Annotated in this window: 19 protein-coding genes; 9 read left to right on the forward strand and 10 right to left on the reverse strand. The window is 69.8% G+C overall.

Features of this window, described 5'->3' with window-relative positions; genetic code table 11:
• The first annotated feature begins 153 nt into the window (after window positions 1-153).
• Both ACSU1G_RS22755 and ACSU1G_RS22760 read left to right on the forward strand, forming a co-directional pair.
• Window positions 154-810 (forward strand): DoxX family protein, encoded by a 657-nt coding sequence (locus ACSU1G_RS22755; RefSeq protein WP_439282303.1) that lies wholly within the window; start codon window positions 154-156, stop codon window positions 808-810.
• A gap of 55 nt (window positions 811-865) precedes the next feature.
• Window positions 866-1,084, forward strand: coding sequence for a DUF2945 domain-containing protein (locus ACSU1G_RS22760; protein WP_439282304.1), 219 nt, complete (start codon window positions 866-868; stop codon window positions 1,082-1,084).
• Between the two features lie 66 nt (window positions 1,085-1,150).
• On the opposite strand, the gene ACSU1G_RS22765 is transcribed toward ACSU1G_RS22760, so the two are convergent.
• Window positions 1,151-1,825 carry an ArsR/SmtB family transcription factor gene (locus tag ACSU1G_RS22765; protein WP_439282305.1) on the reverse strand — a complete coding sequence of 225 codons (675 nt, stop codon included), beginning with the start codon at window positions 1,823-1,825 and terminating at the stop codon, window positions 1,151-1,153.
• An 84-nt stretch (window positions 1,826-1,909) separates the two neighbouring features.
• On the opposite strand from ACSU1G_RS22765, the gene ACSU1G_RS22770 reads away from it, so the two are divergent.
• Window positions 1,910-3,457 (forward strand): MFS transporter, encoded by a 1,548-nt coding sequence (locus ACSU1G_RS22770; RefSeq protein ID WP_439282306.1) that lies wholly within the window; start codon window positions 1,910-1,912, stop codon window positions 3,455-3,457.
• 44 nt (window positions 3,458-3,501) lie between these two features.
• Here ACSU1G_RS22770 and ACSU1G_RS22775 read toward each other — a convergent pair whose 3' ends face one another.
• Window positions 3,502-4,095 carry a cyclodeaminase/cyclohydrolase family protein gene (locus ACSU1G_RS22775; protein ID WP_439282307.1) on the reverse strand — a complete coding sequence of 198 codons (594 nt, stop codon included), beginning with the start codon at window positions 4,093-4,095 and terminating at the stop codon, window positions 3,502-3,504.
• Between the two features lie 104 nt (window positions 4,096-4,199).
• On the opposite strand from ACSU1G_RS22775, the gene ACSU1G_RS22780 reads away from it, so the two are divergent.
• Window positions 4,200-5,513, forward strand: coding sequence for an AI-2E family transporter (locus tag ACSU1G_RS22780; RefSeq protein WP_439282308.1), 1,314 nt, complete (start codon window positions 4,200-4,202; stop codon window positions 5,511-5,513).
• Here the strand turns inward: ACSU1G_RS22780 and ACSU1G_RS22785 are convergent.
• The 4 genes from ACSU1G_RS22785 to ACSU1G_RS22800 form a co-directional block, all read right to left on the reverse strand.
• Window positions 5,510-6,850 (reverse strand): hypothetical protein, encoded by a 1,341-nt coding sequence (locus ACSU1G_RS22785; protein WP_439282309.1) that lies wholly within the window; start codon window positions 6,848-6,850, stop codon window positions 5,510-5,512. The genes ACSU1G_RS22780 and ACSU1G_RS22785 overlap by 4 nt on opposite strands.
• Window positions 6,847-7,290 carry a hypothetical protein gene (locus ACSU1G_RS22790; protein WP_439282310.1) on the reverse strand — a complete coding sequence of 148 codons (444 nt, stop codon included), beginning with the start codon at window positions 7,288-7,290 and terminating at the stop codon, window positions 6,847-6,849. The genes ACSU1G_RS22785 and ACSU1G_RS22790 overlap by 4 nt, the downstream gene beginning before the upstream one ends.
• Window positions 7,291-7,391: 101 nt before the next feature.
• Window positions 7,392-8,795, reverse strand: a complete 1,404-nt coding sequence (locus ACSU1G_RS22795; protein ID WP_439282311.1) for a hypothetical protein — start codon at window positions 8,793-8,795, stop codon at window positions 7,392-7,394.
• A gap of 2 nt (window positions 8,796-8,797) precedes the next feature.
• The gene (locus ACSU1G_RS22800; RefSeq protein ID WP_439282312.1) at window positions 8,798-9,190 is read right to left on the reverse strand and encodes a hypothetical protein; all 393 of its coding nucleotides are present in this window, start codon (window positions 9,188-9,190) and stop codon (window positions 8,798-8,800) included.
• 136 nt (window positions 9,191-9,326) lie between these two features.
• Here ACSU1G_RS22800 and ACSU1G_RS22805 point away from each other — a divergent pair, with 136 nt between their 5' ends.
• Entirely contained in the window at window positions 9,327-12,983 is a 3,657-nt protein-coding gene (locus ACSU1G_RS22805) for a DEAD/DEAH box helicase (protein ID WP_439282313.1), read from the forward strand.
• A 250-nt stretch (window positions 12,984-13,233) separates the two neighbouring features.
• Here ACSU1G_RS22805 and ACSU1G_RS22810 read toward each other — a convergent pair whose 3' ends face one another.
• From ACSU1G_RS22810 to ACSU1G_RS22825, 4 genes are all read right to left on the reverse strand, one after another.
• Window positions 13,234-14,040 (reverse strand): hypothetical protein, encoded by an 807-nt coding sequence (locus ACSU1G_RS22810; RefSeq protein ID WP_439282314.1) that lies wholly within the window; start codon window positions 14,038-14,040, stop codon window positions 13,234-13,236.
• 14 nt (window positions 14,041-14,054) lie between these two features.
• Entirely contained in the window at window positions 14,055-14,387 is a 333-nt protein-coding gene (locus ACSU1G_RS22815; RefSeq protein WP_439282315.1) for a hypothetical protein, read from the reverse strand.
• A gap of 315 nt (window positions 14,388-14,702) precedes the next feature.
• Window positions 14,703-15,803 carry an agmatine deiminase family protein gene (locus tag ACSU1G_RS22820; protein ID WP_439282316.1) on the reverse strand — a complete coding sequence of 367 codons (1,101 nt, stop codon included), beginning with the start codon at window positions 15,801-15,803 and terminating at the stop codon, window positions 14,703-14,705.
• A 144-nt stretch (window positions 15,804-15,947) separates the two neighbouring features.
• Entirely contained in the window at window positions 15,948-16,883 is a 936-nt protein-coding gene (locus ACSU1G_RS22825) for a LysR family transcriptional regulator (protein WP_439282317.1), read from the reverse strand.
• A 118-nt stretch (window positions 16,884-17,001) separates the two neighbouring features.
• Here ACSU1G_RS22825 and ACSU1G_RS22830 point away from each other — a divergent pair, with 118 nt between their 5' ends.
• The 4 genes from ACSU1G_RS22830 (at window position 17,002) to ACSU1G_RS22845 (ending at window position 23,703) form a co-directional block, all read left to right on the forward strand.
• The gene (locus ACSU1G_RS22830; RefSeq protein WP_439282318.1) at window positions 17,002-20,832 is read left to right on the forward strand and encodes a bifunctional proline dehydrogenase/L-glutamate gamma-semialdehyde dehydrogenase; all 3,831 of its coding nucleotides are present in this window, start codon (window positions 17,002-17,004) and stop codon (window positions 20,830-20,832) included.
• 104 nt (window positions 20,833-20,936) lie between these two features.
• A complete protein-coding gene (locus tag ACSU1G_RS22835; RefSeq protein WP_439282319.1) occupies window positions 20,937-21,746 on the forward strand; it encodes a TetR/AcrR family transcriptional regulator in 810 nt (269 codons plus the stop codon).
• Between the two features lie 89 nt (window positions 21,747-21,835).
• Window positions 21,836-23,086 (forward strand): acyl-CoA dehydrogenase family protein, encoded by a 1,251-nt coding sequence (locus ACSU1G_RS22840; protein ID WP_439282320.1) that lies wholly within the window; start codon window positions 21,836-21,838, stop codon window positions 23,084-23,086.
• Window positions 23,087-23,145: 59 nt separating this feature from the next.
• Entirely contained in the window at window positions 23,146-23,703 is a 558-nt protein-coding gene (locus ACSU1G_RS22845; RefSeq protein ID WP_439282321.1) for an acyl-CoA thioesterase, read from the forward strand.
• The last annotated feature ends 82 nt before the right edge of the window (window positions 23,704-23,785 follow it).

Genomic DNA, 23,785 nt, shown 5'->3' on the forward strand with positions numbered 1-23,785 from the left:
CGGAGCCCGACAAGGGATGGTGAGCAGGCCGAACGCCTCCGGTAGTACTCGGGGGTGCGCCGCCTTGGAGCGGGCTGGACAGGCTCTGTGGATCCTCTCCATCACCGCGATTCGGTTTGACGGCGGTGCCCGGTGCGCGGGACGGTCGAAGGTATGTCCAGCTACGCCCGAACCATGCAGACCCGTCCGCCCGAGCCGAAATCCCCCGAGGAGCGTGCCGCCGAGGCGCTCGCGGCCCGGGGCGACCACGCCGAGCCCCGTGGCCTGGAGTGGGCGGAGTCCGGCGGTGGGCCGCTGCGCCGCCGTCCGCCCGGCGCCGCGTCCAGGCCCGCGTCCGGCCAGGAGGCGGGTGGCGCAGCGGAGGAGCACGAGTCCAGGGCCGGCGCTGACGGCGACGTGGTCCCCGTCCCCCAGCTGGTGCGGGACACGGTGTTGCTCGTGGCCCGCGTGGTCCTCGGGGTGGTGCTCGTGGCCCACGGCCTGCAGAAGGTGATCCAGGGGGTGTCCGCCACGGCCGAAGGTTTCGGGACCATGGGCATCCCCCTGCCCGACGCGGCCGCCGTGGTCACCATGGCCGTGGAGCTCGGCGGCGGGGCCCTGCTGATCCTGGGTCTGCTGACCCCGATCGCCGGCCTGCTCTGCGCCGTCATCCTCGCGGGTGCCATCGTCTTCGCGCACCTGGGCAACGGGATCTTCGCCGCCGACGGCGGCTGGGAGGTGGCTGCGGGACTGGGCGTGAGCGCCCTGGTGCTGGCCGTCGTCGGGCCCGGCCGGTTCAGCCTCGACCAGAGGCTGCTCCGGAACCGATAGGGGCGGGCGTAAGGTGGCGGCAGCAGCGGATCGACCCACCAGACCAGGAGGCATCATGTCCGGAAAAACCGCAGAGTTCTCCGTGGGGGACCACGTGAGCTGGAACTCCGAGGCAGGCCGGGTCTCCGGCACCATCACCAAGGTCCACACCAGCGACTTCGACTACAAGGGCCACCCCCGGTGGGCCTCGAAGGACGAGCCGCAGTATGAGATCAAGAGTGACAAGACCGATCACATCGCGGCGCACAAGGGCAGCGCGCTGTCCAAGGCGTGAGCCACCACCAGCCCGCTCCGGCGTCTTGACGGCAGGGCGGACCGAGGCTTTTGCCCTCATCTGCCCTCACCGTGAGGGGGCGTCCTCTCCGTCCACCAGCGGGAACAGGCTGAGGTAGAGCCGCACCCGGCGGGACTCGGCGCCCTCGGCCGGGGCCTTCCCGGATGAGCCGAGGGCCGTCTGGTGGCGCTCGATGACCTGCAGGAGCTCCTCGCCCAAGGCCCGTTCCTGCTCGAGGGTCATGGTCATGGTGGTGGTCGTGTCCACGGAGGCGTCCACCCAGGCCCGCGGTTCGGTGGGCGCGGCATCCAGGTAGCTGCTGATGGCCTCCATGCGGCGACGCAGCCCTTCGTGCAGGACCGAGTGCATCACCCTCAGGTTCGCCGCGTCCTGGCCCAGTTCCTCCACGTGCATGCGGTAGCCGAGCGGCTTCCACCAGCGCTCCCGCCCGGAGCCCCGGCTGGTGTCCTCCTCCACGAGCCCGTGCTTCTCCAGCTGGCGCAGGTGGTAGCTGGTCTGGCCGGTGCTCTCCTGCAGATGCTTGGCCAGGGACGTGGCGGTGGCCGATCCCACGTCCGAGAGGCGTGAGTACATCGCCATCCGCAGGGGGTGGGCGAAGGCCTTCATGGTCTGGGCGTCCATGGACCGCTCGGCGATCACTGGGTGCACAGGGTCGGCGTCGGCCGGCGGATGGCCGAGGTCCTGCCGCGCATCGGACGCCGGGGTCTTGTCATCAGTCATGTGCAGAGATACCTTTGCATAGACATTAATGCAGAGAAACCTCTGCATACTCCTCTTGGCAACAGTCTACGAAGGCGGCGGACCATGTTGCGCACCACCTCTGACACGCCCCACCTCTCCACCGGGGCGTCCTCGGCCACCAGACCGGTCAGCACGCCCGTCGGCACGCCCGTCGGCACGGTCACCACGGCTGCCGCCACGCCCGTCGGCACCGACAACACCCCGGCCGCCACGCCGACCAGTCCGGCTCCTCCAACGGAGCGGCTCGGCCGGCCCTTCCACGTGCACCTGTCCACCGTGGCCCTGTCCAATCTCGTGGACGGCATGGTCCTGGTGGGCGTCCCGCTCCTGGCCGTCTCGCTGACCCGGTCCCCGCAGGAGATCGCCTGGCTCTCCACCCTCTTCTGGCTACCGTGGTTGCTGTTCGGGCTCGCCTCCGGGGTCCTGGTGGACCGTCTGGACCGACGGATCGTGCGGCTGACCGCCCTGGGGGTGCGCGTGGCCCTGGTGGGTGTTGTCTCGGTCCTCGCCGCCACCGGGCACCTGAACCTGGTCCTGCTGCTCGTCTTCATGGGCCTGTACGGGCTCACCCAGGTGGTCGTGGATCTCTCCGCCCGCACGATCGTGCCCCAGCTGGTGCCCGGGTCCCGGTTGGCCGCCGCGAACGGGCGCACCATGGCGGTCGAGCGGGTGTTCGACGATTTCATCGGCCGGCCGGTGGGTGGCCTGCTCGTGGTGGCCGGAGCCGGCTGGCTGTTCGGTGCCGCAGCCGCCGTGGGCGTGGCGGCCGTGCTGCTGCTCGCCCTCGGTCTGACCGGAAGGTTCCGCCCCGGGGACGCCCTGCCCGGCGCCGCGGCCAGCGGAACCGGGGCCGAGGGCGAGACGTCCCCGGCCGGCGTCGTGCCCGCGGAACGCACCGGGGCGCTGCGCGAGGTGCGTCAGGGACTCGGATTCCTGTTCGGCCACCCGGTGCTGCGGCCGGTGGCGATCATGGCCTCCGTGGCCAATCTGGCGTCCTCGGCCTATATGGCGGTGTTCATCCTGTGGGTGGTCGGGCCGGGGTCGGCGATCGGCCTCACCGCGGGCCAGTACCCGCTGACCATGGTGGCGATGGCGGCCGGGGCCATCCTGGCGACGGTGGTGATCGAGCCCCTGAAGAACCGGCTGCCCGAGGTGCCGCTCATGCTCGGCGGGTGGATGGCGCAGGTGCCGTTGCTGGTGCTGCCGGTGCTGTTCCCGCGCGTGGACGTGCTGCTGGCCGCCTGGTTCCTCAGCGGCTTCTGCAACATGACGGGCAACGTGCTGGCCATGACCCTGATGCAGCGTCTCACCCCCAACCGGCTGCTGGGGCGTGTCAACGGGGCCACGAGCACCCTGGCGTTCGGGCTCATGCCGTTGGGAGCCGTGGCCGGCGGGTTCGTGGGCGAACGCCTCGGACTGCCGGTGGTCTTCATCGGCTCCGCCGTGCTACTCGGTCTCGCCGTGCTCTACGCCATGCTCACCATCCCGCGCCGGGAGGTCATGACCACCGGGACGGTTCCGGTGACCGGGCGCGACCTGCGCCCCACGGACCCGACCGTCCAGCGGGTGCTGCGGGCCGGCGTCGTCGGTGGGGGACCGGGGTTGCGGTGACGGCTGCTCCGCAACCGCCCAGGGCAACCGACCCGGCACCGCGACTACCCCCGGATGCGCTCGCGCACCCGGTCGACGATCTCATCGGCACGCGTGACCAGGGTGCCGGCGTCCTCGATGTCTCGGCGGATGCGGGCCCGGGCCTCCTCGTCCTTGAGGGGCGCCAGATCGGTCTCCAGGGTCAGCGCCGCCGCGATCAGCGTGCCCCGCACGGCGGCCGTGCCGGCGCCCACGTCGCTGAGCACGGTCGCGTTGCAGTCCGCGAGGATCTGCTCCGCGATGGTCAACGCCTCGCGGCTGGCGGCGACCAGCGCCTGCGGGGGGCCGGCGGCAGCCGCCGTCTCCTGCTGGATGCGCTCCGACCGTTCCTGTTCCTGCCCGTCCGTGTCCCGGGGTAGGCCGAAGGCCTCGGCCACGCCGGCGAAGGCCTGCTCGTCGTCGTCGGACACGGACAAGGCGTGGGAGGCGAGGGTGGTGGCTTGGCCGGCGAGTTCCTCGTGGCTGCTGAACCGGGCGGCCATGGCCAGCAGTCCGGCACCCTGGGCCAGCAACAGGGCCCCGGTCGCACCCCCACCGGGGGTGGGCTTGCCGGAGGCCAGCCGGTCCACGTAGTCCTGGATCGTCTCGTGGCGGATCATGCTCCCAGACTATTCGGTTCAGGGGCGGATCGGGGAGGGATCAGGGAGGGATCAGGGTGGCCCCGGAGGGTACGGCGTCCAGGGGCCGCCGTAGACTCACGGACGTGGATACTGCAACAGCCGCGGACCGGAGCCCCGGCGTGACCCCCGACTCGACCGTGCACCGCACCTGGCCGCGGTTCCTGGTGATCGTGTTGAGTCTGGCGGGCCTGGTGATCACGCTGGAGTTCGTGCAGGGGCTGCAGGCGATCGTGGGTCCGGTGTTCCTCGGGCTGAACCTGGTGATCATCGCCTATCCGCTGCAGGCCTGGCTGATCCGGCAGGGCGTGCACCGCTTCCTCGGGGCCACGGTGACGGTGGCCGTGGTGGTGGTCGTCCTGCTGGTGTTCATGGGGCTGGTCCTCTGGTCCGCCTCCGAACTGGTGTTGGCCCTGCCCCAGTACGCGCAGCAGTTCAACGAGATCTACAACAGCATGATCACGTGGATCGGCAGCTTCGGGGTCACCCCGGACATGATGCTGGAACAGCTCTCCGGACTGAACATGTCCACCGTGGTGTCCACCGTCACCGGGATCGTCACGGCGCTGCTCTCCAACGTCACCGCCATCCTGGGGCTGTTGGCCACCGTGGTCATGACCGTGTTCTTCCTGGCCATGGACTCCGTGGCCGTGGACCGCCGGATGGCCCTGCTGAACACCGCCAAGTACGAGCTCGGCACCGCACTGACCGCCTTCGCGGACGGGGTGCGCCGGTACTGGGTCGTCACCACCATCTTCGGTCTGATCGTGGCGGCGCTGGACGTGGCCGCGCTCGCCATCATCGGGGTGCCGATGATCTGGGTGTGGGGCGTGCTGAGCTTCCTGACGAACTACATCCCGAACGTCGGCTTCATCATCGGCATGGTCCCGCCCGCCCTGCTCGGCCTGGTGGAGGGCGGCTGGGGTGCGTTCTTCGCCGTGGTCGCCGCCTACTCCGTGTTGAACTTCGTCATCCAGGCCATCATCCAGCCGAAGTTCACGGGGGAGTCCGTGGGCGTGATCCCCACCGTGTCCTTCCTGTCCCTGCTGTTCTGGGCGTGGATCCTCGGCCCGCTCGGCGCCATCCTCGCCCTGCCCGCCACCCTGTTGTTGAAGGCCCTCATGATCGACGCCGATCCGCAGTCACGCTGGATCAACTCCTTCATCGCCTCGGACCTCAAGGGCATGGAGGCGCGGATGACCAGGGCCAGGGGTACGACGGCGGCCTCGGCAGGTTCCGTGGAAGCGCCGGCCGGGGCTGTGGCTGGGCCGGCAGCGGAGACGGAGACCGAGACGGGGACCGATGGCTCTGAGGCGTCCGGGTCTCCCCAGGCTGCCGGGAGGGTGCAGGCCGAGCCGGCCGGCCGTCGTCGGGAATCAGGCGAAGCTCAAGACACCTAGGCGTCCAGGGTGACCGGGCGGCCGAAGAAGGCGGCCTGCACCCGGTCCTCGATCATGCGGTACAGCCAGGACGAGTCGGCGGGCCACAGCACGATCGAGTCGGCATTCGCAGTGTCCGCTCGGACTTGGAAGTGTCCACGTGGACCGGCATTGAGGGCGAAGGCATCATCCAGGGACCGTTCGCCCGCCCAGGTATTGATGTGCCACAAGTACAGTGATGTATCGGGGTCGAACGCCTCGAGGCGCACTGTATCGCCAGACACGATGCGGTCCACCAGGTCGGGTGAGGTCAGCACGGGGGACTCGTCGTCGGTCCACGCCGGGCCGAGTCCGAGCCATCCACACACGGTCGAGCTGAGTTCTGCCGTAGGGATGACGGCTGCCCCCGACCGGCGCTCCGAGGCCTCCCCCGGATGGCCATAGGCGAGCTGGCCGTAGCTGGGCCCCCACAGCACGGCGGTGGTCTCCCCGAACATGGCGCAGGTCAGGGCAGATTGGCGTCCGTCACGGTACATGGTCACCGAGAGTCCGGCGTCGGCCACCTGCAGGACCTCCGAGAGGAAGAGCGCGTCGCCGGAAAGTCCGCCGGGCCCGAGGAGTTCTGCCCCTGTGAGGTCTCGGAGCAGGTCCGCGTCGTCCGGGAGGACGGGGTCTTCGAGATCCATGGATGCCAGGACCTCCAGGGTGTCCGGCTGCAGGCTCACGGCTTCCGGCCTTGTCCATGCGGCACGCTCCCGCCATGGCCCCAGATCGATGCGGTTCTGGTGCCCTGTGGCCGAGGTCCCCAACGGCACCGAACCCGCGAGGACGGTGACAGCGTCCTGGGAGGTCGGGGTGCGCAGTATGGACAGACCACGGATGCCCTCCTCGAGGAGGGCGTCCATGATGAACCGGTCCTGTGGGGTGGAGGTGGTGGTGACCTGGATGGCCCACCCCTGGGCCACCGCCAGGTAGTCACGTCCGAAGACGACTCGCTCGTCCTCGCCCGTGGTCTGGGTGTAGTCGATGACGCAGCCGGTCTCCTGCGCATTCCAGGAGGCGGGAGGCTCCCAGTCAGCCACGCCGATGATGTGCGGGGACACGAGATCGCGCTCCAGGCCCTCCAACGCCGATCGGGTGAAGAGAGGCTGGCTCCCCTCGTAGCCGAAGACGGTGGCCACGAGCGTGGGAGTGTAGCCCTCACGCGTGTTGACGGCGGCTATCAGCTCCACCGGCAACGGGTCCTCGCTCTCGTCCACGATCGCCGTCATGCGCGGCGGGACGTCGAGGGCAAGGACGTTCTGCCGCCCCCTCACGGTGTTTCCGGGTGTCTCGCCGGCACCTGCTGAGTCTCTCAACGCCGTCCTTCCGCTCGTTCCTTGTCCGTGGGCCAGGGGTCAGTCTCCTGGGGGCCGCCCCACGTCAGCCAGTCGCGGTACCACCGCGGTGTCAGCGCGGCCGGCCACCAGAACACCCCGATCAGGCTGACGAAGATGAGTGCCGCACCGATCACGTCGTAGACGTCGTCCGACCCGGGGATGATTCCCAGGTCGGCAAAGATTCCGAGGCTGATGAAGATGATGCCGGGGCCCAGAAAAGCCAGTCCCAAGGTGTACCTGGTGGGGACCCGCGTGAGCATGCCGTAGGTCTTCTGCCTCGCCCATGAACGCCAACGGCCGGACCATGCCAGTACTCCGGCGAGCGTGATGGCAGCGCCGATGATGACGAGCCCGTATTGGAGCAACCATGTCACCACGGACATGAAGACGTCGTTCTCCACCAGATCGTCCTCGTTCAACGCCTACCCTCCACTCGTTCGTCCTCCGCGGCCCAGTGGATCCATCCCTGGGGTTCAGCTCCACGTCACGGTGGAACGAGATGCTTCCGGGAGGCTGACCCTCACGAGAACAAGCCTCCCACGAAGTCCTTGGCCTTCTCACCGAATGAGTCTCCGTCACTGTGCCGGAAGGCGTTGATGCCCTTGCCGACCTGTCCGCCGACGAAGCCGCCGACGACGTTCCCGAGGAATCCGCCGGCAACAGCACCCACGGCTGCTCCGACACCGGGGATCGGGATGATGGCCTGCCCGATCGCGGCACCGGCTGAACGGCCGACCACGCCGCCCACCTTGGCACCCACGGCGCTGGCACCGGTCTCGATGGTGGCGTCGACGGCCGCGTTCTTGACGTGTTCGCCCGTACTCGCCGTTGGGTTGCGCTCAACGGATTTGTTGTAACCGTCCATGGCAGAGCCGGCGAAACCGAGGGCGCCCAGCCCACGCCCGCCCCATTTCGCGGCCTTCGCCGCCTTGCCCCACTTGCCCGCGTCGGCGTGCTTGAGGGTCTTGTTCCGATTCTTGCCGTGGGCCTTGGGAGGGACTCCCTTGGGATCCTCCGCGATGATGCGCGCGGAGCCATTGGCTTTGACCTTGCCGTTCGGGAGGTTCGTGCGTTCGATACTGACGTGGGCGTCCTTGAAGCGCCGTTTCAGCCAGGGGCTGCGGGCGAACATTATGCCCAAGGCAGACTTGGGATCCACCTTGTCCACGGCTTTTTCCCAGTCGGCGACCGACAGTCTCTTCCCGGTCTCCGGGTCGAAGACGTTCGCATACTTGTTGACATAGGAATCCGGCATGCCCAGCTTGGACATGACCTTCGTGGAGATCTTGTGGCCCTTGCGCGGGATGGGCTGGGACACCTGGAGGTTGATCCGACCGTTGCGGACCCGCACGAACTTCACCTTGGACTTGAACCACGTCTCGGTGGTCGTCAAACCCACGCCGACGCCGAAGGTGACGCCGGCGGAGATGGGGAACCCCGGGACCGGGGAGGGAGTGCCGTCCCGGACCTTCTTCTCGCACCGTTCCACGGCCTCGTCGTACAGCTGCCCAACGGCCTGGACCTCCGCCGCCAGGTCAGTTTCCTGCTGGTCGTAGGTCGCCCGGTGGGGATCATCTTCCGGAGGGCGCTGCCAGTCATTGTGCTCGGAGACGTCCTCGCGGACCCGATCGTAGCGGGCCTTGAGATTGTCGATGTCCGAGGCGAAATTGTCCAGCCCCGTGGTGACCGGGCCGATCGACGTGGTGATGTCGTCGGTGAAAGGCTTGACGAGCGTGTTCATCGCCGATTCCACCGTGGCGGTATCAGGGGTGTTGAATACGCTCCCGACGCCGGACAGCTCTGTCTGAGCATCGCCGACCAAGGTGCTGGCCTTCTCTGCCTGGGTGGTGATGTCCTCGGCGGCCGTCGTGATGGCCGCGGTGTCCGGGAGTTTCTCCGGCAGTGCATCCGTGTAGACCGTCATGGTCAGTCCTCACCCCTCGGGATGTCATCCATGGAGGCCAGCGCGTCCGTGCCCATTTGTTCGTCGGAATTGACGTAGGCCCGCACGGCCTCCTCCAACTTGACCAAGACGTAGTTGCCGGCGTTGTAGGAGGCGTCGTAGAGCGGGCTGACGAAGGTCTGCAGCACGGTGTCCAGCATGGAGCCGATCGCCACATGATCACAGGCAGTTGCCGCATCGCTGAATGCGGTCACCATGTCATCTGCGCAACCGGGCAGATCGTCAATGGGTACCAAGGTCTTGGTGATGACGCCTCGGGTGCCCGCTGCGTCCACCGTCCAGCCATTGATCGCCATATCGCCCTTTGTCCTCTGTTCTCCCCTGGAGCGCTGACCATGGTCAGTCAGCTCGCTCACCGTTGCCGTCCGCCAGCCTATTCTGACGCAGCTCGGGCCCGCGATGGGGACAACTACCCATCCCGGTGGGGGTGTCGGTCGACCAGCCCTGTGGACACCGGCTCCCGCTGTCCGCAGGGCGTGAAACGATGGTCTGATGCGCGGTTCCTCCTCCTTGCCCTACATCGCCGACCAGGACATCTCCCGGTTGGTCGGCTCCCAGGCGGCTGACCGCGGCAAGGCCTACGCGCGGCAGGGGGCCGTCTCGGGTTTCATCTGGGAGCCCACGGACGGGGCCGCCGCCACCGACCGGTCCCCGGCCACGCTGTTCGGCGAGGTGCAGGGCAACGAACCGCTGCCCTATGAGACCTTCGTCCTCCTGGTTCCCGGCAAGGCGCCCTCCCAGGTCCTGCCCCGGCACTGGACCCCGCTGCGTGGCGGCTGTACGTGTCCGGTCCGCAACGACTGCAAGCACGCCGCCGCACTGCTCTACGCCGCCACCACGCAAGCGATCCGCGAGCACCTCGGCGGGCCGGGCGGTCCGGGGGGCATGGCGCCGGACGGGATGTTCGCAGGGGACGCCGCCCCTGAGCCCCGGGGCTGGGGCGAGGTGGAGCGCTTCACGGACGGCGCCCTGATGTCCTCGCCCGGAGGCGCGGGTCCGGGCCAGCAGCCGGCGGACTGGCGCTCGGTACTCGGTGAGCTCACCGGTCAGCAGGACGAGCCACAGGCCCAGGAGCCGGTGGGGATCGGGGTGGAGCTACTGGCCGAGCCGCGCAGCCAGATGCGCCGCCGTTGGGGTGCCGGTGAGGCCTCCGTGGCGGACGTCCAGGAGGGGGCCGCACTGCACGTGCAGTTGCGGCCGATGCGCCGTGGCACCCGGAACAACTGGATCAAGGGCGGACTGACCTGGAAGAAGTTCCAGTACGGGGGGCTGCGCCACCAGTTGCGGGAGGAGCAGGTGGAACTGCTCGGGCAGCTCTACCGCCTCCACCTGGCGGAGCGGCCGCCCTCCCACGGATACGGATCCGACGAGACGATCCGGCTGGACACCCTCACCGGGCCCGCCGCCTGGCAGCTGCTGGTCCGTGCGCAGCAGGCGGGCGTCGAGTTCGTGGGCCAGGGGATCGTCAGTGAGGTGCTGCTCGCCGAACCCGCCACCGTCCGGCTGGACGTGAGCGGCCCGGAGGCGGACCTCGCCGTGACGCCGGTGGTGGAATCCGGCGGGCAGGTGGTCCCCGGTGCGCGGGCGGCCGGCTCCGGCGGGTTCGTGGCCACCGAGGTACTCAGTGACTCCTCCCGGCGTCTCACCCCCGTGCGGCTGACGCTCGTCCCGGCGGCCGAGACCGTCCCGCGCGCCGTGTTGGACCTGCTCGCCCAGCCCGAGCCGCTGCGGATCCCGAAGGCGGAGTCCGAGGAGTTCTTCTACGACGTCTACCCGCGGCTGTCCCGCATCCTGCCGGTGGACAGCACGGACGGCACGGTGTCCTTCCCCGAGGTGCCGGCGCCCCAGCTGCAGCTCTCCGTCACCCACCGCCGTCACCACGAGACCGCCCTGGAGTGGTCCTGGCTCTACTGGGGGCCCCGACGGGAGCTGCCCGTGGAGCACCGGCGCTCCCACACCCGGGGCGGATGGTCGCCCACCGGCTACACGGGCCGGGCCCGGGGGGTGGACGTGGACCGGGACATCGACCACGAGGACGCGGTGCTGGAATCCGTCCGCGCCACGGCAGAGCAGGCCACGGACGGCGTGACCGTGCTGCCCGGCTACATCCGCAACACGCACCTGCACGGGGCGGACACCGCCCGATTCGTGGAGTACGTGCTGCCGGAGCTTCAGAAGCTGGACCACGTCATGGTGGTGGAACACGGCACGCGTCCGGATTACCGCGAGCTGACGGATGACCCCCAGGTCCGCGTCACCCAGGTCCAGGCCGCCAACCCCCAGGACAACGACTGGTTCGACCTCGGCTTCGAGATCACCGTGAACGGCCAGCTCATCCCCTTCACCGCCGTGTTCAAGGCCCTGGCACAGGGCAAGAAGACCCTCCTGCTGAACGACGGCACCTACTTCTCCCTGGACAACCCGGGCCTGAACCGTCTGCGTGAGCTCATCTCCGAGGCCGAGGCCATGGGGGAGTGGAAGCCGGACGCCCCGCGGATCAACAAGTATGACGTGGCCTTGTGGGAGGAGTTCGAGGACCTCGCCCACGAGGCGGTGGAGGCGGTGGCCTGGCGCGAGTCCGTCGGTGCCCTGAAAGACCTCTCCGAGATCACGACGCCGGCCGTCCCGGTGGGCCTGGACGCCACCTTGCGTCCGTATCAGCTCGAGGGCTTCGCCTGGCTGTCATTCCTCTACGACCACCACCTCGGCGGGATCCTGGCCGACGACATGGGCCTGGGCAAGACGATCCAGACGCTGGCGCTGATGCTCCGGGCACGGGACCTGAGCCGTCCCGGTCCCAGCGAGCACGTCCATGACGCCATGGCCGCCCAGTACGCACAGCTCCACGGTGAGCCCGAGCCGGCCCCTCTGGTGGCGCCGCCGTTCCTGGTGGTCGCGCCGTCCTCGGTCCTGTCCGTCTGGAAGGACGAAGCGGAGCGCTTCGCACCGGGGCTGGAGCTGCGCGTGCTGGACACCACCGCAGCCAAGCGCGGCACGCGCGTCGCCGCCGAGGTGGCCGGGGCCGACGTCGTGGTCACCAGCTACACCCTGCTGCGCCTGGACTCGGATCAGTTCACGGAACTGGAGTGGGACGGGCTGGTGCTGGACGAGGCGCAGTTCGTGAAGAACCGGGCTGCGAAGGCGCACCAGGCGGCCAAGGCCATCCGGGCGCCGTTCCGGCTGGCGATCACGGGAACGCCCATGGAGAACTCGCTGTCCGACCTGTGGGCGCTGCTCTCCTTGACCGCCTCGGGACTGTTTCCCTCGCCCACGGTGTTCCGTGCCGAGTACACCAAACCGATCGAATCGCCGGACTCCTCCGACGACGGCCGCCGCCTCGCTGCGCGGCGGATGGCCCGGCTGCGGCGCCGGATCCGACCGTTCATGCTGCGCCGGACCAAGGCCCTCGTGGCCTCGGACCTGCCCCCGAAGCAGGAACAGGTCAGCCACGTGGAGCTGGTGCCCAAGCACCGGCGGCTCTACGACCAGGTGCTGCAGCGCGAACGCCGCAAGGTCCTGGGCCTGCTGGAGAACATGGAGGAGAACCGCTTCGTCATCTTCAAATCGCTGACGCTGCTCCGGATGCTGGCCCTGGACCCGGCGATCGTGGATGAGAAGTACGCCTCCGTGCCGTCCTCAAAGATGGAGGCGCTGATGGGCCAGCTCGAGGAGATCGTCTCGGAGGGACACCGGGTCATCATCTTCAGCCAGTTCACCTCCTTCCTCACGCGGGTGGGGGACGCCCTGGCGGACCGGGGGGTGGCCTTCGCCTACCTGGACGGCTCCACGCGGAACCGGGCGAAGGTGATCGATGAGTTCAAGACCGGGACGGCGCCGGCCTTCCTCATCAGCCTCAAGGCCGGTGGCTTCGGCCTGACCCTGACCGAGGCCGACTACGTGTTCCTGCTGGACCCGTGGTGGAACCCCGCCACCGAGGCCCAGGCCGTGGACCGTGCGCACCGGATCGGGCAGGACCGCACCGTGATGGTCTACCGCATGGTGGCCGAGGGCACGATCGAGGAGAAGGTGCTGGCCCTGCAGCAGAAGAAGGCCGCCCTGTTCTCCTCGTTGACGGACGGGGATGCCGCCTTCTCCTCCACCATCACCGCCGACGACGTCCGCGAGCTGTTCAGCCCCGAAGCCGACTGACCGGCTGCGGTTGGCTGCAGGCCCACGTCACCGCCCGCACACGAACCACCCTCATGCGCCGGGGCCACAGCTATCCTGCCGAGTCACCCTCATGCGCCGGGCCACAGCTATCCTGCCGAGCCACCCTCTTGCGCCGGGCCACAGGCATCCTGCCGAGCCACCCTCTTGCGGCGGGCCACTGGCATCCTGCCGAGCCACAGCGATAATTGCTGTAGCTCGGCAGGATGACTGTGGCTGGCCCGACGGGTTTCTATGACCGGGCTGGATGGTTGTGGTTGAAGCGCTGGTGGCCGACGACAGCGCGGGGGACGCCGACTCGGACCAGTTTCGCCGCGAGTCGTTGCGGCGTGGTCAGGTCGCTCCACATCCAGCGGACGACACGAATCCCCTCCTCCTGGATGCGTTCCATCCTCAGTTTCTCCTCGCGGATCACGTCGTCGATGTCCCTCCCGGAATAACTGGCCCCGCCGGTGTACTTCCGCTTGCCATCGAACTCGCCCGCCAGCCGCAGCTCCTTCCACCAGAAATCGACGATCCCCAGGAGCTTCCCGTGGGCATCATGGATCTTGTGTTGGAGCTCAGGTGGGTGGAACCCCAGCTCGTCGATGCAGACCCTGCTCAGCGATTCGCCCGGAGACTCTGACAGCGGCGAGGCGAAACCGGCGATCCATCGGAAGGCTGTCCTGGCCTTCTGGGTCAGACAGAGGTCGGCCAGTCCGAGAAACTCCTTGCTCCCCATGGGGGTGGCCATGAAGGGATGTTTGCCGTCGTCGGCGAGACGCCTGCCGCTGAGTACGGCATCGGCCACCATGATGGCGCTGCCCGGAGTCATATGGGGAAGGCCGTCGGCCAGGGCCAGCTGGAGGTCTTCGACGCGGAGCGCGACCTCGCCATCGATGAGTAGCGAGGCGGCAGGACGGTCCGCGTAGGTTGAGTCCGCCCATGCCTTCGGATAGACCAACCGGCGTTCCTCGAACAGCGGCCGTTTCGAAGCCTCGGGCTGCAGTCGTTGAATGGTCCCGGCGGCGCCGACGCTGGAAGCCCGGAGCTTCACCACTGTGGGGATTCTGTTCAGGGGGAGCCGGTGGAGCATGAGCGCTCCCGCGCGAACACCGGCGGCTTCCGTGACGTCATGGCGATGGAGAGGGCCGAGGCGAGATGCCGCTCACGGGAAAAGGCCCTGTTCCAGCTGGTGGCCTCGGCGAATGCACCGGGGCGGAGCCGAATCGCCGTTCCCATAGCTGCGGACCGGTGCAGCTGGTGCCCCCAATCCACCTCCGATCGCTCTGCCGAGGACAGCATCAGCGGGATGTCCCACGCCCTGAAGGCACCGGGACCCGTGTGGCTGACGGGGTGGGTGGGCAACGGGTGTAGAGGCAACGGGGCCGGTTCCGGGGAATCCATGACGTCCACTCCACCCGGAGAAGCAGCCACAGCGTGCAGGCGTAGTGCCCATCTGTGGAGCCCGTGCCGAAGACGGTCCGGTGTGGAGGAGGGCAGCTGGCCTCGAGGCCATCGGGTGGGCCGGAGCCGAATTTCACGCCACAGTCTTCCTGCCGAGCCACAGCGATAATTGCTGTAGCGCGGCAGGATCAGTGTGGCTGGGCTGTTGGGCCGCTGTGGCGCGGCAGGATCGGTGTGGCCAGGGAGGGGAAGCGGCGGGCCATGTCGCCGCGACGCAGTGAGCCGTGGAGCCGTGGAGCCGTGGAAGCGGCGGCTTCAGCCCTGGCGGGAGGGCTGGGGGAGGGCCACCTGCCGGATGCCGACGCCGCGCCGGTACAGCCGCTGTGCGGGGATGGGCACCACCGTGCGCCCTGGGAAGGCGGCCTGCAGCAGCTGGTGGGCGCCGTCGTCGTGCGGGTCCTCGAAGGAGGGCACCACCACGGCGCCGTTCACGGGCAGCACGTTGACGTAGGACCAAGCCAGCGGGCCGCGCTCGTCCTGGCCGGCCAGGGGAGCCGTCACGGTGGCCACGTTCAACGGGCGGCCGCGCGCGTCCGTCTCGTTCTGCAGGATCTCGAGCGTGTGGACGGAGACCTCGTGGTCCGGGTGCGCGGGGTTCTCCTGCCAGTGCAGCAGCACCACGGAGGGGGAGGCGAAGGCCACGAGTTGGTCGATGTGACCACCGAAGCCGAAGCGGCCCCGGTCCCGGGTCAGCCCGCCGGGCAGCCAGATGATCTTGCGGATGTCCGTGTAGCGGGTGAACTCGGCCTCGATGTGCGCGCGGGACCAGCCGCCGTTGCGGGCCGGGTCCAACAGCACGGACTCGGAGGCGATCAGGGTGCCCTCACCGTCCGTGATGAACGCCCCGCCCTCGTTGACCAGGAGGGAGAGCTGGCGTCTGGCGCCGGTCAGGTCGGCAATTGTCCCGCCGGCCACATCATCCAGCTGGTAGTCCATGCCGGGGCGCCGGCCGAAGCCGTTGAAGACCCAGTCGATCATCCCGAGCGCCCGGTGGCCGGTCCCTCCGTCCACGGGACCGAGGGTGAAGGTCGGGCCCGTGAGGCCGAGGAAGGGGTTGTCCATGGTGAGCGGCACCACCGGGATCATGGGGTCCACGTAGGTGTGCACGATCTGCCGGTCCGCCGGATCCACCAGCAGGGTGACCGGCTCATAGTCCATGACCGCGTGCGCCACCCGGGTCCAGGCCCGCCGGGCCCCGGAGAGTTCCCAGAGCGAGGAGCCCATCTGCGCGTAGTCACGGGGGAAGGCCATCCACAGCCGTTCCTGCGGCTCGGTGTCCGCGGGCAGGTGCCAGAGCGCCGTGGACAGGTCCGCCGACGCCTCAGCCCGCGGCAGTGTCTGCGGGTCCTGGCGCATGGCTCCCTCTCCTCAGCTGCATCACGGGTGTTCCGGGCATCAGTCCTGACCTTCGCTACAGCGTGGTGGGCCGATCTCCGACCTCCCCATGCTAAGCGAGGGCGCAAGGCCCCCACCCCGGAACGCCCGGTCCCGGCCGGTTCGTTATGGGTCCGTTCTCATATCCAGCCGGCCCACGGCCGCCTCCAGCGCCTCCCGGACGGCGACGACGGCCGGAGACCGGGCGGACGAGGACCGGATCGAGGTGAAGACGGTGCGCAGGGGACGCCCGGCCAGGGGGATCCGGCGCAGGCGGGCCGCATGGTCCACGAGGGTCAGCCCCGGCAGCAGGGCCACCGCGTTGCCGGACTCCACGAGCCTCACGTGCGCCTGCAGGTCCGCCGAGACGAAGCGGACATCCGGCTCGTGACCGGCGGAGCGGATCAGCTGCTCGGCCCAGTGCCGGGTGGCCGTGCCATGCGGTTCCATCACCCAGGGCAGCGGCCGGTGTCTCAAGAGTGCTGCCAACTCCCCGCCGGGTGGCAGCGGCCCGCCCTCCACCGTGAGATCGGCCGGCACGGCCAGCTGCAGTTCGTCCTGCAGCAGCTGGCGGCGGTCCAAGCCGGGCCAGTGAGGTGCGGAATGCCCGGGGTACTGCTCGGCGACCACCACATCGAAGTCCCGCACCCAGGCCTCGTGCAGGGCCTGCTCCGGCTCGTAGTGGACCAGCTCCAACCGCAGCTCGGGATGCTGGGTGCGCAGGCGGGTCAGCGCGGTGGGGACCACGGTCAGGGCCGCGGACTGGAAGGCGGCCAGCCGGACCCGGCCGCTGATGGCGCCGCCCGCGGACGTCAGAGCCGTCTCCGCCTCCTCGAGGGCATCGAGGATCGGCTCCACCCGGCTGACCAGGGCCAGCGCCGCCTCCGTGAGTTGCACGTTCCGGCCGACCCGGCGCAGCAGCTGTGTCTTGGTCTCCCGCTCCAGCAGGGACAGCTGTTCGGAGACGGAGGAGGGGGCCAGGTTCATGGCCCGGGCCACGGCGGAGAGGGTGCCGCGGATGGACAGCTCACGCAGCAGCACGAGGCGGCGGACCTCCAGCATCAGTGCCCCCTCCCGCCGGCATCTCCCGGCAGCTTTCCGAGATCATTCGGGTCATCCGAAGGGTACCGTGCGGAAACGTTCGCTGGTCACGCACGGTGTGACCGAGAACAATGGCTGCATGAGCACCCTGAACCCGGCGATCCCGGACCCTGACGAGTTGCGCACCCTGGCCCCGGCCGCCGTCGAGCAGGTCAAGGCCTGGCTCCATGAGGCCCGGAAGCACCCCTCGAACTTCTCGGCCCAGCAGCTGGCGGGCGTCCTGAAGGACCCGGCGGGGCTGGACTTCACGGTGGGCTTCGTGGACCGCGTGATCCGCCCGGAGGACCAGCAGATCGCGGCCGAGGCGCTCGCCGACCTGGCTCCGCAGACCCCCGGGTTCCTGCCCTGGTACATGCGCTCGGCCATGAGCGCCGGCGGGCGGCTGGCCCCCGCGCTGGCCCCGATCGCCGTGCCCGCGGCCCGCAAGGTGCTGCGTGAGCTGGTGTCCCACCTGATCGTGGACGCCACGGACGCCAAACTCGGTCCGGCCATCGCGAAGCTCCAGACCGAGGGCATCCGCCTGAACATCAACCTGCTCGGCGAGGCGATCCTGGGCCAGCAGGAGGCGGACCGGCGGATGGACGGCATCCGCGCGCTGATCGAGCGCGATGACGTGGACTACGTCTCCGTCAAGGTCTCCGCAGCCACCGCCCCCCACAGCGCCTGGGCCTTCAACGAGGCCGTCGAGGAGGTCACCGCCGGCCTCCTGCCGCTCTACGAGCTCGCAGCCTCCCAGGCCGGTGCCGCCGGAACCCCCGCAGCACCCACCTTCATCAACCTGGACATGGAGGAGTACCACGACCTCGATATGACCCTGGCCGTGTTCATGGCCCTGATGGACACCCCCTCCCTGCGGGACCTCGAGGCGGGGATCGTGCTGCAGGCCTACCTGCCGGATGCCCTGGACGCCATGATCCGCCTGCAGGAGTTCGCCGCCCGCCGGGTGGCCGCCGGTGGGGCGCCGCTGAAGGTCCGCGTGGTCAAGGGCGCCAACCTGCCGATGGAGCACGTGCAGGCCTCCATCACGGGCTGGCCCGCCGCCACTGTGGACTCCAAGCAGGCCGCGGACACCAATTACAAGCGTGTGCTCAACTACGCCCTCACGCCGGAACGCACCCGCAATGTTCGGGTCGGCGTGGCCGGTCACAACCTCTTCGACGTGGCGCTGGCCTGGCTGCTCGTGCGGGAGCGCGGCCTGAGCACCCGCTGGGAGGACGGCGGCCGCGCCCCGGACGTCGAGTTCGAGATGCTGCTGGGCATGGCCACCGGCCAGGCCGAGGCCGTGCGCCAGGACGTGGGCTCGCTGCTGCTCTACACCCCCGTGGTCCACCCGCACGAGTTCGACGTGGCCATCTCCTACCTGATCCGCCGCCTCGAGGAGGGGGCCAGCCAGGAGAACTTCATGTCCGCCGTCTTCGAGCTGGACACGGACCCGGAGCTCTTCGCCCGCGAGGAGGCCCGCTTCCACGCGTCCCTCGAGGACCTGGACACCGAGATCCCGACGCCGGCCCGGAGCCAGAACCGGCAGCGCGCTACATCCACGGCGGATCTTGACGTGGCTCGGGGACCGGCCCCCGAACCGGTGGACGGCTTCGCCAACACCCCGGACACGGACCCGTCCCTGGCCGCCAACCGCGATTGGGGCCGGGCCATCACCGCCGCCATCCCGGGATCCACGCGGGGGATCGAGACCGTGGCCGCAGCGCAGGTGACCTCACCGGAACAGGTGCGGGCCGCCGTCGGGCAGGCCGTGTCCGCCGGTGAGGCGTGGCGGACCCTGACGGGGACCGAGCGCGAGCGGGTGCTGCATGCCGTGGCCGACTCGCTGGAGGCGCACCGGGGTGCGCTGCTCGAGGTGGCCGCCGCGGAGACCGGCAAGACCTTGGACCAGGGGGACCCCGAGGTCTCCGAGGCCATCGACTTCGCCCGGTACTACGGGCGGCTGGCCCGCGGCCTGGACGAGGTGCAGGGGGCGCAGTACCACCCGGCGAAGCTGGTGCTGGTGATCCCGCCGTGGAACTTCCCGGTGGCCATCCCCACCGGTGGCGTGCTGGCCGGGCTGGCCTCCGGTGCGCCCGTGGTGTTCAAACCCGCCCCGCAGTCGGTGCGGACCGGGGCTGTTGCCTACGAGGCCATCCGCGAGGGCCTGACGGTGGGACTCCGGCAGCTGGACTGGCCCGAGGAACGGGTGACCGGGACCGCCGAGCACCTGGTGAGTCTGGTGAGCATCGACCCGGACCGTGAGGCCGAACTGGGCGAGGGGCTCATCACCCACCCGGACGTGGAGCGGGTCATCCTCACCGGCGGCTATGACACGGCGAAGCTGTTCCGTTCCTTCCGGAAGGACCTGCCGCTGCTGGCCGAGACCTCGGGCAAGAACGCGATCATCGTGACCCCGAGCGCCGACCTGGACCTGGCCGCGAAGGACGTGGTGAACTCCGCGTTCGGGCATGCCGGGCAGAAGTGCTCCGCCGCCTCGCTGGTGATCCTCGTGGGCTCCGTGGCCACCTCGAAGCGCTTCCACCGCCAGCTGTTGGACGCCGCGCACTCACTGACCGTGGGCTACCCGGAGGATGCGCGCTCGCAGATGGGACCGGTGATCGAGGAGCCCGGGGAGAAGCTGCGGCGCGGACTGACCGAGCTGGGCGAGGGGGAGCGCTGGGCCCTGCAGCCGCAGCCGCTGGATGACACGGGACGGCTGTGGAGCCCGGGGATCCGCGCGGGCGTCCGCCCCGGATCGGACGCCCACCTGACCGAGTACTTCGGCCCCGTGCTGGGCGTGATGACGGCCGAGACCCTGGAGGACGCGGTCGGGCTCGTCAACGCCGTGGACTACGGGCTGACCTCGGGGTTGCACTCCCTGGACCCGGACGAGATCGGTCAGTGGCTGGAGACGGTGCAGGCCGGCAACCTCTACGTGAACCGGGGGATCACCGGGGCCATAGTGCGCCGGCAGCCCTTCGGTGGCTGGAAGCGCTCGACCGTCGGCGCGGGCACCAAGGCCGGCGGCCCGCACTACCTGCACGGGCTGGGCACGTGGACGGATGCGCCGGTGGCTGCGCAGGTGGACGCGCCGGCCCACGACGGCGGCCCTGCGGCGTCCGCTGGCGGGTCTGGTCCGGCGTCGGACCAGCAGACCACAGGCATCCTGTCGAGCCACAGCGATAATCAGCGTGGCGCGGCAGGATCAGTGTGGCCCGCCGCAGCCTCCACCGCGTCCGCGGCATCCACCGGGGCCTCCACCGCGGCATCCACCGCAGCCTCCGCCGCGTCCGGGGCCGGCCTGCGGCTGGCCGAGGCCGCCGGACTGGATGCCGCCGAGCTGGACTGGCTGGTGGGAGCCGCCGCTCTGGACGACACCGCGTGGCGCGAGACCTTCGGCGTGGCCCGGGACATCTCCGGGCTGATGGCCGAGCGCAATGTGCTGCGCCACCTCCCGGTGCCGGTCACCGTCCGCTGGGAGTCGGGCCCGCTGGTGCACCTGCTGCGCGTGCTGATGGCCGGCCGCCGTGCCGGGGCGGAGCTCTCGGTGAGCGTTCCGGAGAGGCTGCCGGCCGGCGTCGGGCGTCTGCTGGCCGGGGACCCGGACGTGGTGGTGCACGTGGAGGACGCCGCGGCGTTCCACGCCCGGGCCGCGCAGCTGACCGGGCTGCCGCCGTCCGCGCCGGGCGCCGGGGACCCGCGAATCCGGTTGGTGCAGGACTGGAGCGACCCCGGTGTCGAGGCCTCCCGCGGCAACCTGCTGGCGCTGCACGAGGCGCTCGGTGGTTCCCCGGACGTGGCCGTGTATGCGGGGCCGGTGGTCTCGGCCGGTGACGTGGAGTTGCTGCCGTTCGTGCACGAGCAGGCCATCTCCGTCACGGCCCACCGCTTCGGCACCCCGGACCACCTCACCGAGCATCTCCTCTGACCCCACCACCCCAGATCACCGCCGCAGTACACGTCGAAACACGCCGGGCAGATCGACAGTTGCCGCTCTCATGTTCGGGGCGGGGCGGGGATAGAGTCGGGCGCATGGTCGAGGTGTCACGCTCCGTTGAGGTCCGTTCGCAGGTGGTCGAGGCCGCCGTGGAGTTGTTCAGCGAGCGCGGCTTCGAGGGCACGAGCGTGGATGACCTGGCCCGCGCCGCCGGGATGTCCCGGTCCACCTACTTCCGTCAGGTGGGTGGCAAGGAGGATGCGGTGTTCGCCGACCACCCTCGGCTCATCGAGGAACTCGGCGCGTGGATGGACGGCCAGGCCTGGGCCGAGGAGCCGGCCGCGGCCGAAGCTGTCGAACGGATTGCCGCCTGGACCTCGGGCCCGACCTCGGGCCGATCCGCCGACCCTTGGGCCACCGTGTGTTCGGCCTCCGAACGCGTCTTCGCACACCTCTCCGCAGACCTGGACCTGGCCCGCCGCCGCTACACCCAGGTCCTGGCCGTCCGGGCCCTGCGTGACCGGGAGATCATCACCGAGCGCGGATACGAGCGGCTCTTCTCCGACTACCTGCGGCGCAGCGTCCCGGGCCTGGACCTCGTGGACGCGATCGGTTTCGCCGCCCTCGTCACTGCCACGCACAACCACTTCCTGCGCCAGGCGGTCCGGACCGAGTCGGGCGAACCGGCGGCGCAGGTCCGCGACCGCCATGCGGCGGCCCTGGGCCGGGCCCTGACGCGGGTCCGGCTGCGCTTCGGTGTCGGTGCGGAGGCCGCCGCCGGACCGGGCCGCGGTGACGGCCCGGAAACGGCCCCCGCCCAGGTCCTGGTGGCGAGCTTCCCTGTGACCATGCCGTCCGGCGAGGTGCTGCGCCGGGTCCGCGACGCACTGGACGTGGAAGCCTGACGCGGAGGCCTGACGAGCGGCCGACCCCCCAGCCGTTCTGACACTCCGTACCATTGCACATGGAACTGAGTGTCGCCTACTATGGGCCCATGACCGAGACCTCCGCTTCCTCCCCGTCAGCCCCGTTCCCCGGCGCCACCGAGCCCGCCTATGACGTGATCAGCCCGCTGGATATCGACTACTTCGACGCGTTCCGGGACATCCCGGCCGCGGACCGCGCGATCTGGGACCGGGCGCGGAAGGCCGCGGCCGCCGTCGCGCCCCAGATGGCGGAGGGCTGGGACCGGCACCTCTACCCGGTCCAGGCCGCCGTGACGCTGGGTGAGCACCAGCTGTTCAACGACGGGCTGGTCCACCCGGACCTGGAGGAGTTCTCCCCGCTGGCCACCGGGCTGGTGAACATGGAGGTCTCCCGCGTCGACGGCTCCCTCGGCACCGTGATCGCCGTCCAGGGCGGACTGGCCCTGCGGACCCTCGTCTACTGCGGCAGTCGGGAGCAGCAGGCGCAGTACGTGAAGCCACTGGCCTCCGGCGAGGTGCTCGGCTCCTTCGCGCTGACCGAGCCGGACCACGGCTCCGATTCCTCCGGGCTGGCCACCCGGGCCACGCGCACCGCCGCGGGGTGGACCCTGCGCGGGGCCAAGAAATGGATCGGCAACGGTGCCTCCGGCGGCATCACCTTCGTCTGGGCGCGGGTGGAATCCCCCGGGGAGGAGGACCACGGGAAGGTCCGCTGCTTCCTCGTCCCGCAGGACACCCCCGGCTACCGGGCCGAGGTGATCTCCGGCAAGGGCGCCCTGCGCGCGATCGACCAGGCGCTGATCCACCTGGATGACGTGGAGCTTCCGGCGGATGCCCTGCTGCCGGGATCGAACTCCTTCAAGGACACCTCGCGGGTCCTCTACGCCACCCGCGCCGGCGTCGCCTGGTCGGCCCTGGGCCATGCCACCGCCTGCTTCGAGTCCGCGTTGGCCTACTCGCAGCAGCGCGAGCAGTTCGGCAAGAAGCTGGCCCAGCACCAGATGGTCCAGGAGAAGCTGACCCGGATGCTCTCCCACCTGGTGGCCATGCAGATGTACTGCGTGAACCTGGCGCAGCTGGAGTCTGAGGGCCGGTTGCGCCCCACCCAGGCGTCCCTGGCGAAATACCACAACACCCGCACCGCCCGGATGATCGCCTCCGAGGCTCGGGACATGCTCGGCGGCAACGGGATCCTGCTGGAGAACGGCGTCATCCGGCACCAGATGGATATCGAGGCCATCCACACCTATGAGGGCACCGAATCCGTCCAGGCCCTGCTGATCGGCCGCGACCTCACCGGGTTCAGCGCCTTCGCCTGAGCGTCCGCCAGCGAACTGGCGAACTACTGGTCAGTAACTTGGCGTGACATGATGGAGCCATGCACCTGATCTTCCGCACCCTGTTGGTGCTCCTCAAGGCCCGCCGCCGCTCCAAGCTGAGCGTCTGGGAGACCTCCTCGCTGCCGTTGAAGGCGCTGCCCACGGACATCGACTTCGCCATGATCGTCAACAACGGGATGTACTTCTCCCTCATGGACCTGGGCCGGTTCGACCTGCTGGCCCGCAGCGGTTTCTGGGACCTGATGAGGAAGCGCCAGTGGACCCCCGTGGTGCAGTCGGAGCAGATCTCCTTCCGCAGGTCGATCCGGCTGTGGCAGCGCTTCAGCCTCGAGACCCGGATCATCGGGGTGGATGAGAAGTGCATCTGGATCGAGCAGCGCTTCGTCCGGGACGACGAGGTCTACGCCCGGGGCTACCTGGCCACCCGCTTCGTGGACTCCCACGGTGCCGTGGCGCTCGAGGAGGTCCTCGACGTCGTCCGGACCGAGCTGGGCCAGGCCCTGCCCGAGGACTTCACCGTCCCGGACTGGCTGCACGAGTGGCGCGGCAACATCGCCCTGCCGGGCACCCGGAGGCCGGCCCCGCACCGCTGGTAGGGCTACCCAGGTGAGATGAACGACGCCGGCCGCGCGCCGTCGTCGTGCCCCTTCCGATCCGCTGGCTCGGCTCGAAGGCGCG

It is taken from the genome of Microbacterium sp. A93 (genome assembly GCF_051842835.1).

Excerpts from the sequence above, each read along its gene's own strand:
- ACSU1G_RS22755 (WP_439282303.1), top strand. The coding sequence starts at position 154 with ATGTCCAGCTACGCCCGAACCATGCAGACCCGTCCGCCCGAGCCGAAA.
- ACSU1G_RS22760 (WP_439282304.1), top strand. The coding sequence starts at position 866 with ATGTCCGGAAAAACCGCAGAGTTCTCCGTGGGGGACCACGTGAGCTGG.
- ACSU1G_RS22765 (WP_439282305.1), bottom strand. The coding sequence starts at position 1,825 with ATGACTGATGACAAGACCCCGGCGTCCGATGCGCGGCAGGACCTCGGC.
- ACSU1G_RS22770 (WP_439282306.1), top strand. The coding sequence starts at position 1,910 with ATGTTGCGCACCACCTCTGACACGCCCCACCTCTCCACCGGGGCGTCC.
- ACSU1G_RS22775 (WP_439282307.1), bottom strand. The coding sequence starts at position 4,095 with ATGATCCGCCACGAGACGATCCAGGACTACGTGGACCGGCTGGCCTCC.
- ACSU1G_RS22795 (WP_439282311.1), bottom strand. The coding sequence starts at position 8,795 with ATGACGGTCTACACGGATGCACTGCCGGAGAAACTCCCGGACACCGCG.
- ACSU1G_RS22805 (WP_439282313.1), top strand. The coding sequence starts at position 9,327 with ATGCGCGGTTCCTCCTCCTTGCCCTACATCGCCGACCAGGACATCTCC.
- ACSU1G_RS22815 (WP_439282315.1), bottom strand. The coding sequence starts at position 14,387 with ATGGATTCCCCGGAACCGGCCCCGTTGCCTCTACACCCGTTGCCCACC.
- ACSU1G_RS22820 (WP_439282316.1), bottom strand. The coding sequence starts at position 15,803 with ATGCGCCAGGACCCGCAGACACTGCCGCGGGCTGAGGCGTCGGCGGAC.
- ACSU1G_RS22825 (WP_439282317.1), bottom strand. The coding sequence starts at position 16,883 with ATGCTGGAGGTCCGCCGCCTCGTGCTGCTGCGTGAGCTGTCCATCCGC.
- ACSU1G_RS22830 (WP_439282318.1), top strand. The coding sequence starts at position 17,002 with ATGAGCACCCTGAACCCGGCGATCCCGGACCCTGACGAGTTGCGCACC.
- ACSU1G_RS22835 (WP_439282319.1), top strand. The coding sequence starts at position 20,937 with ATGGTCGAGGTGTCACGCTCCGTTGAGGTCCGTTCGCAGGTGGTCGAG.
- ACSU1G_RS22840 (WP_439282320.1), top strand. The coding sequence starts at position 21,836 with ATGACCGAGACCTCCGCTTCCTCCCCGTCAGCCCCGTTCCCCGGCGCC.
- ACSU1G_RS22845 (WP_439282321.1), top strand. The coding sequence starts at position 23,146 with ATGCACCTGATCTTCCGCACCCTGTTGGTGCTCCTCAAGGCCCGCCGC.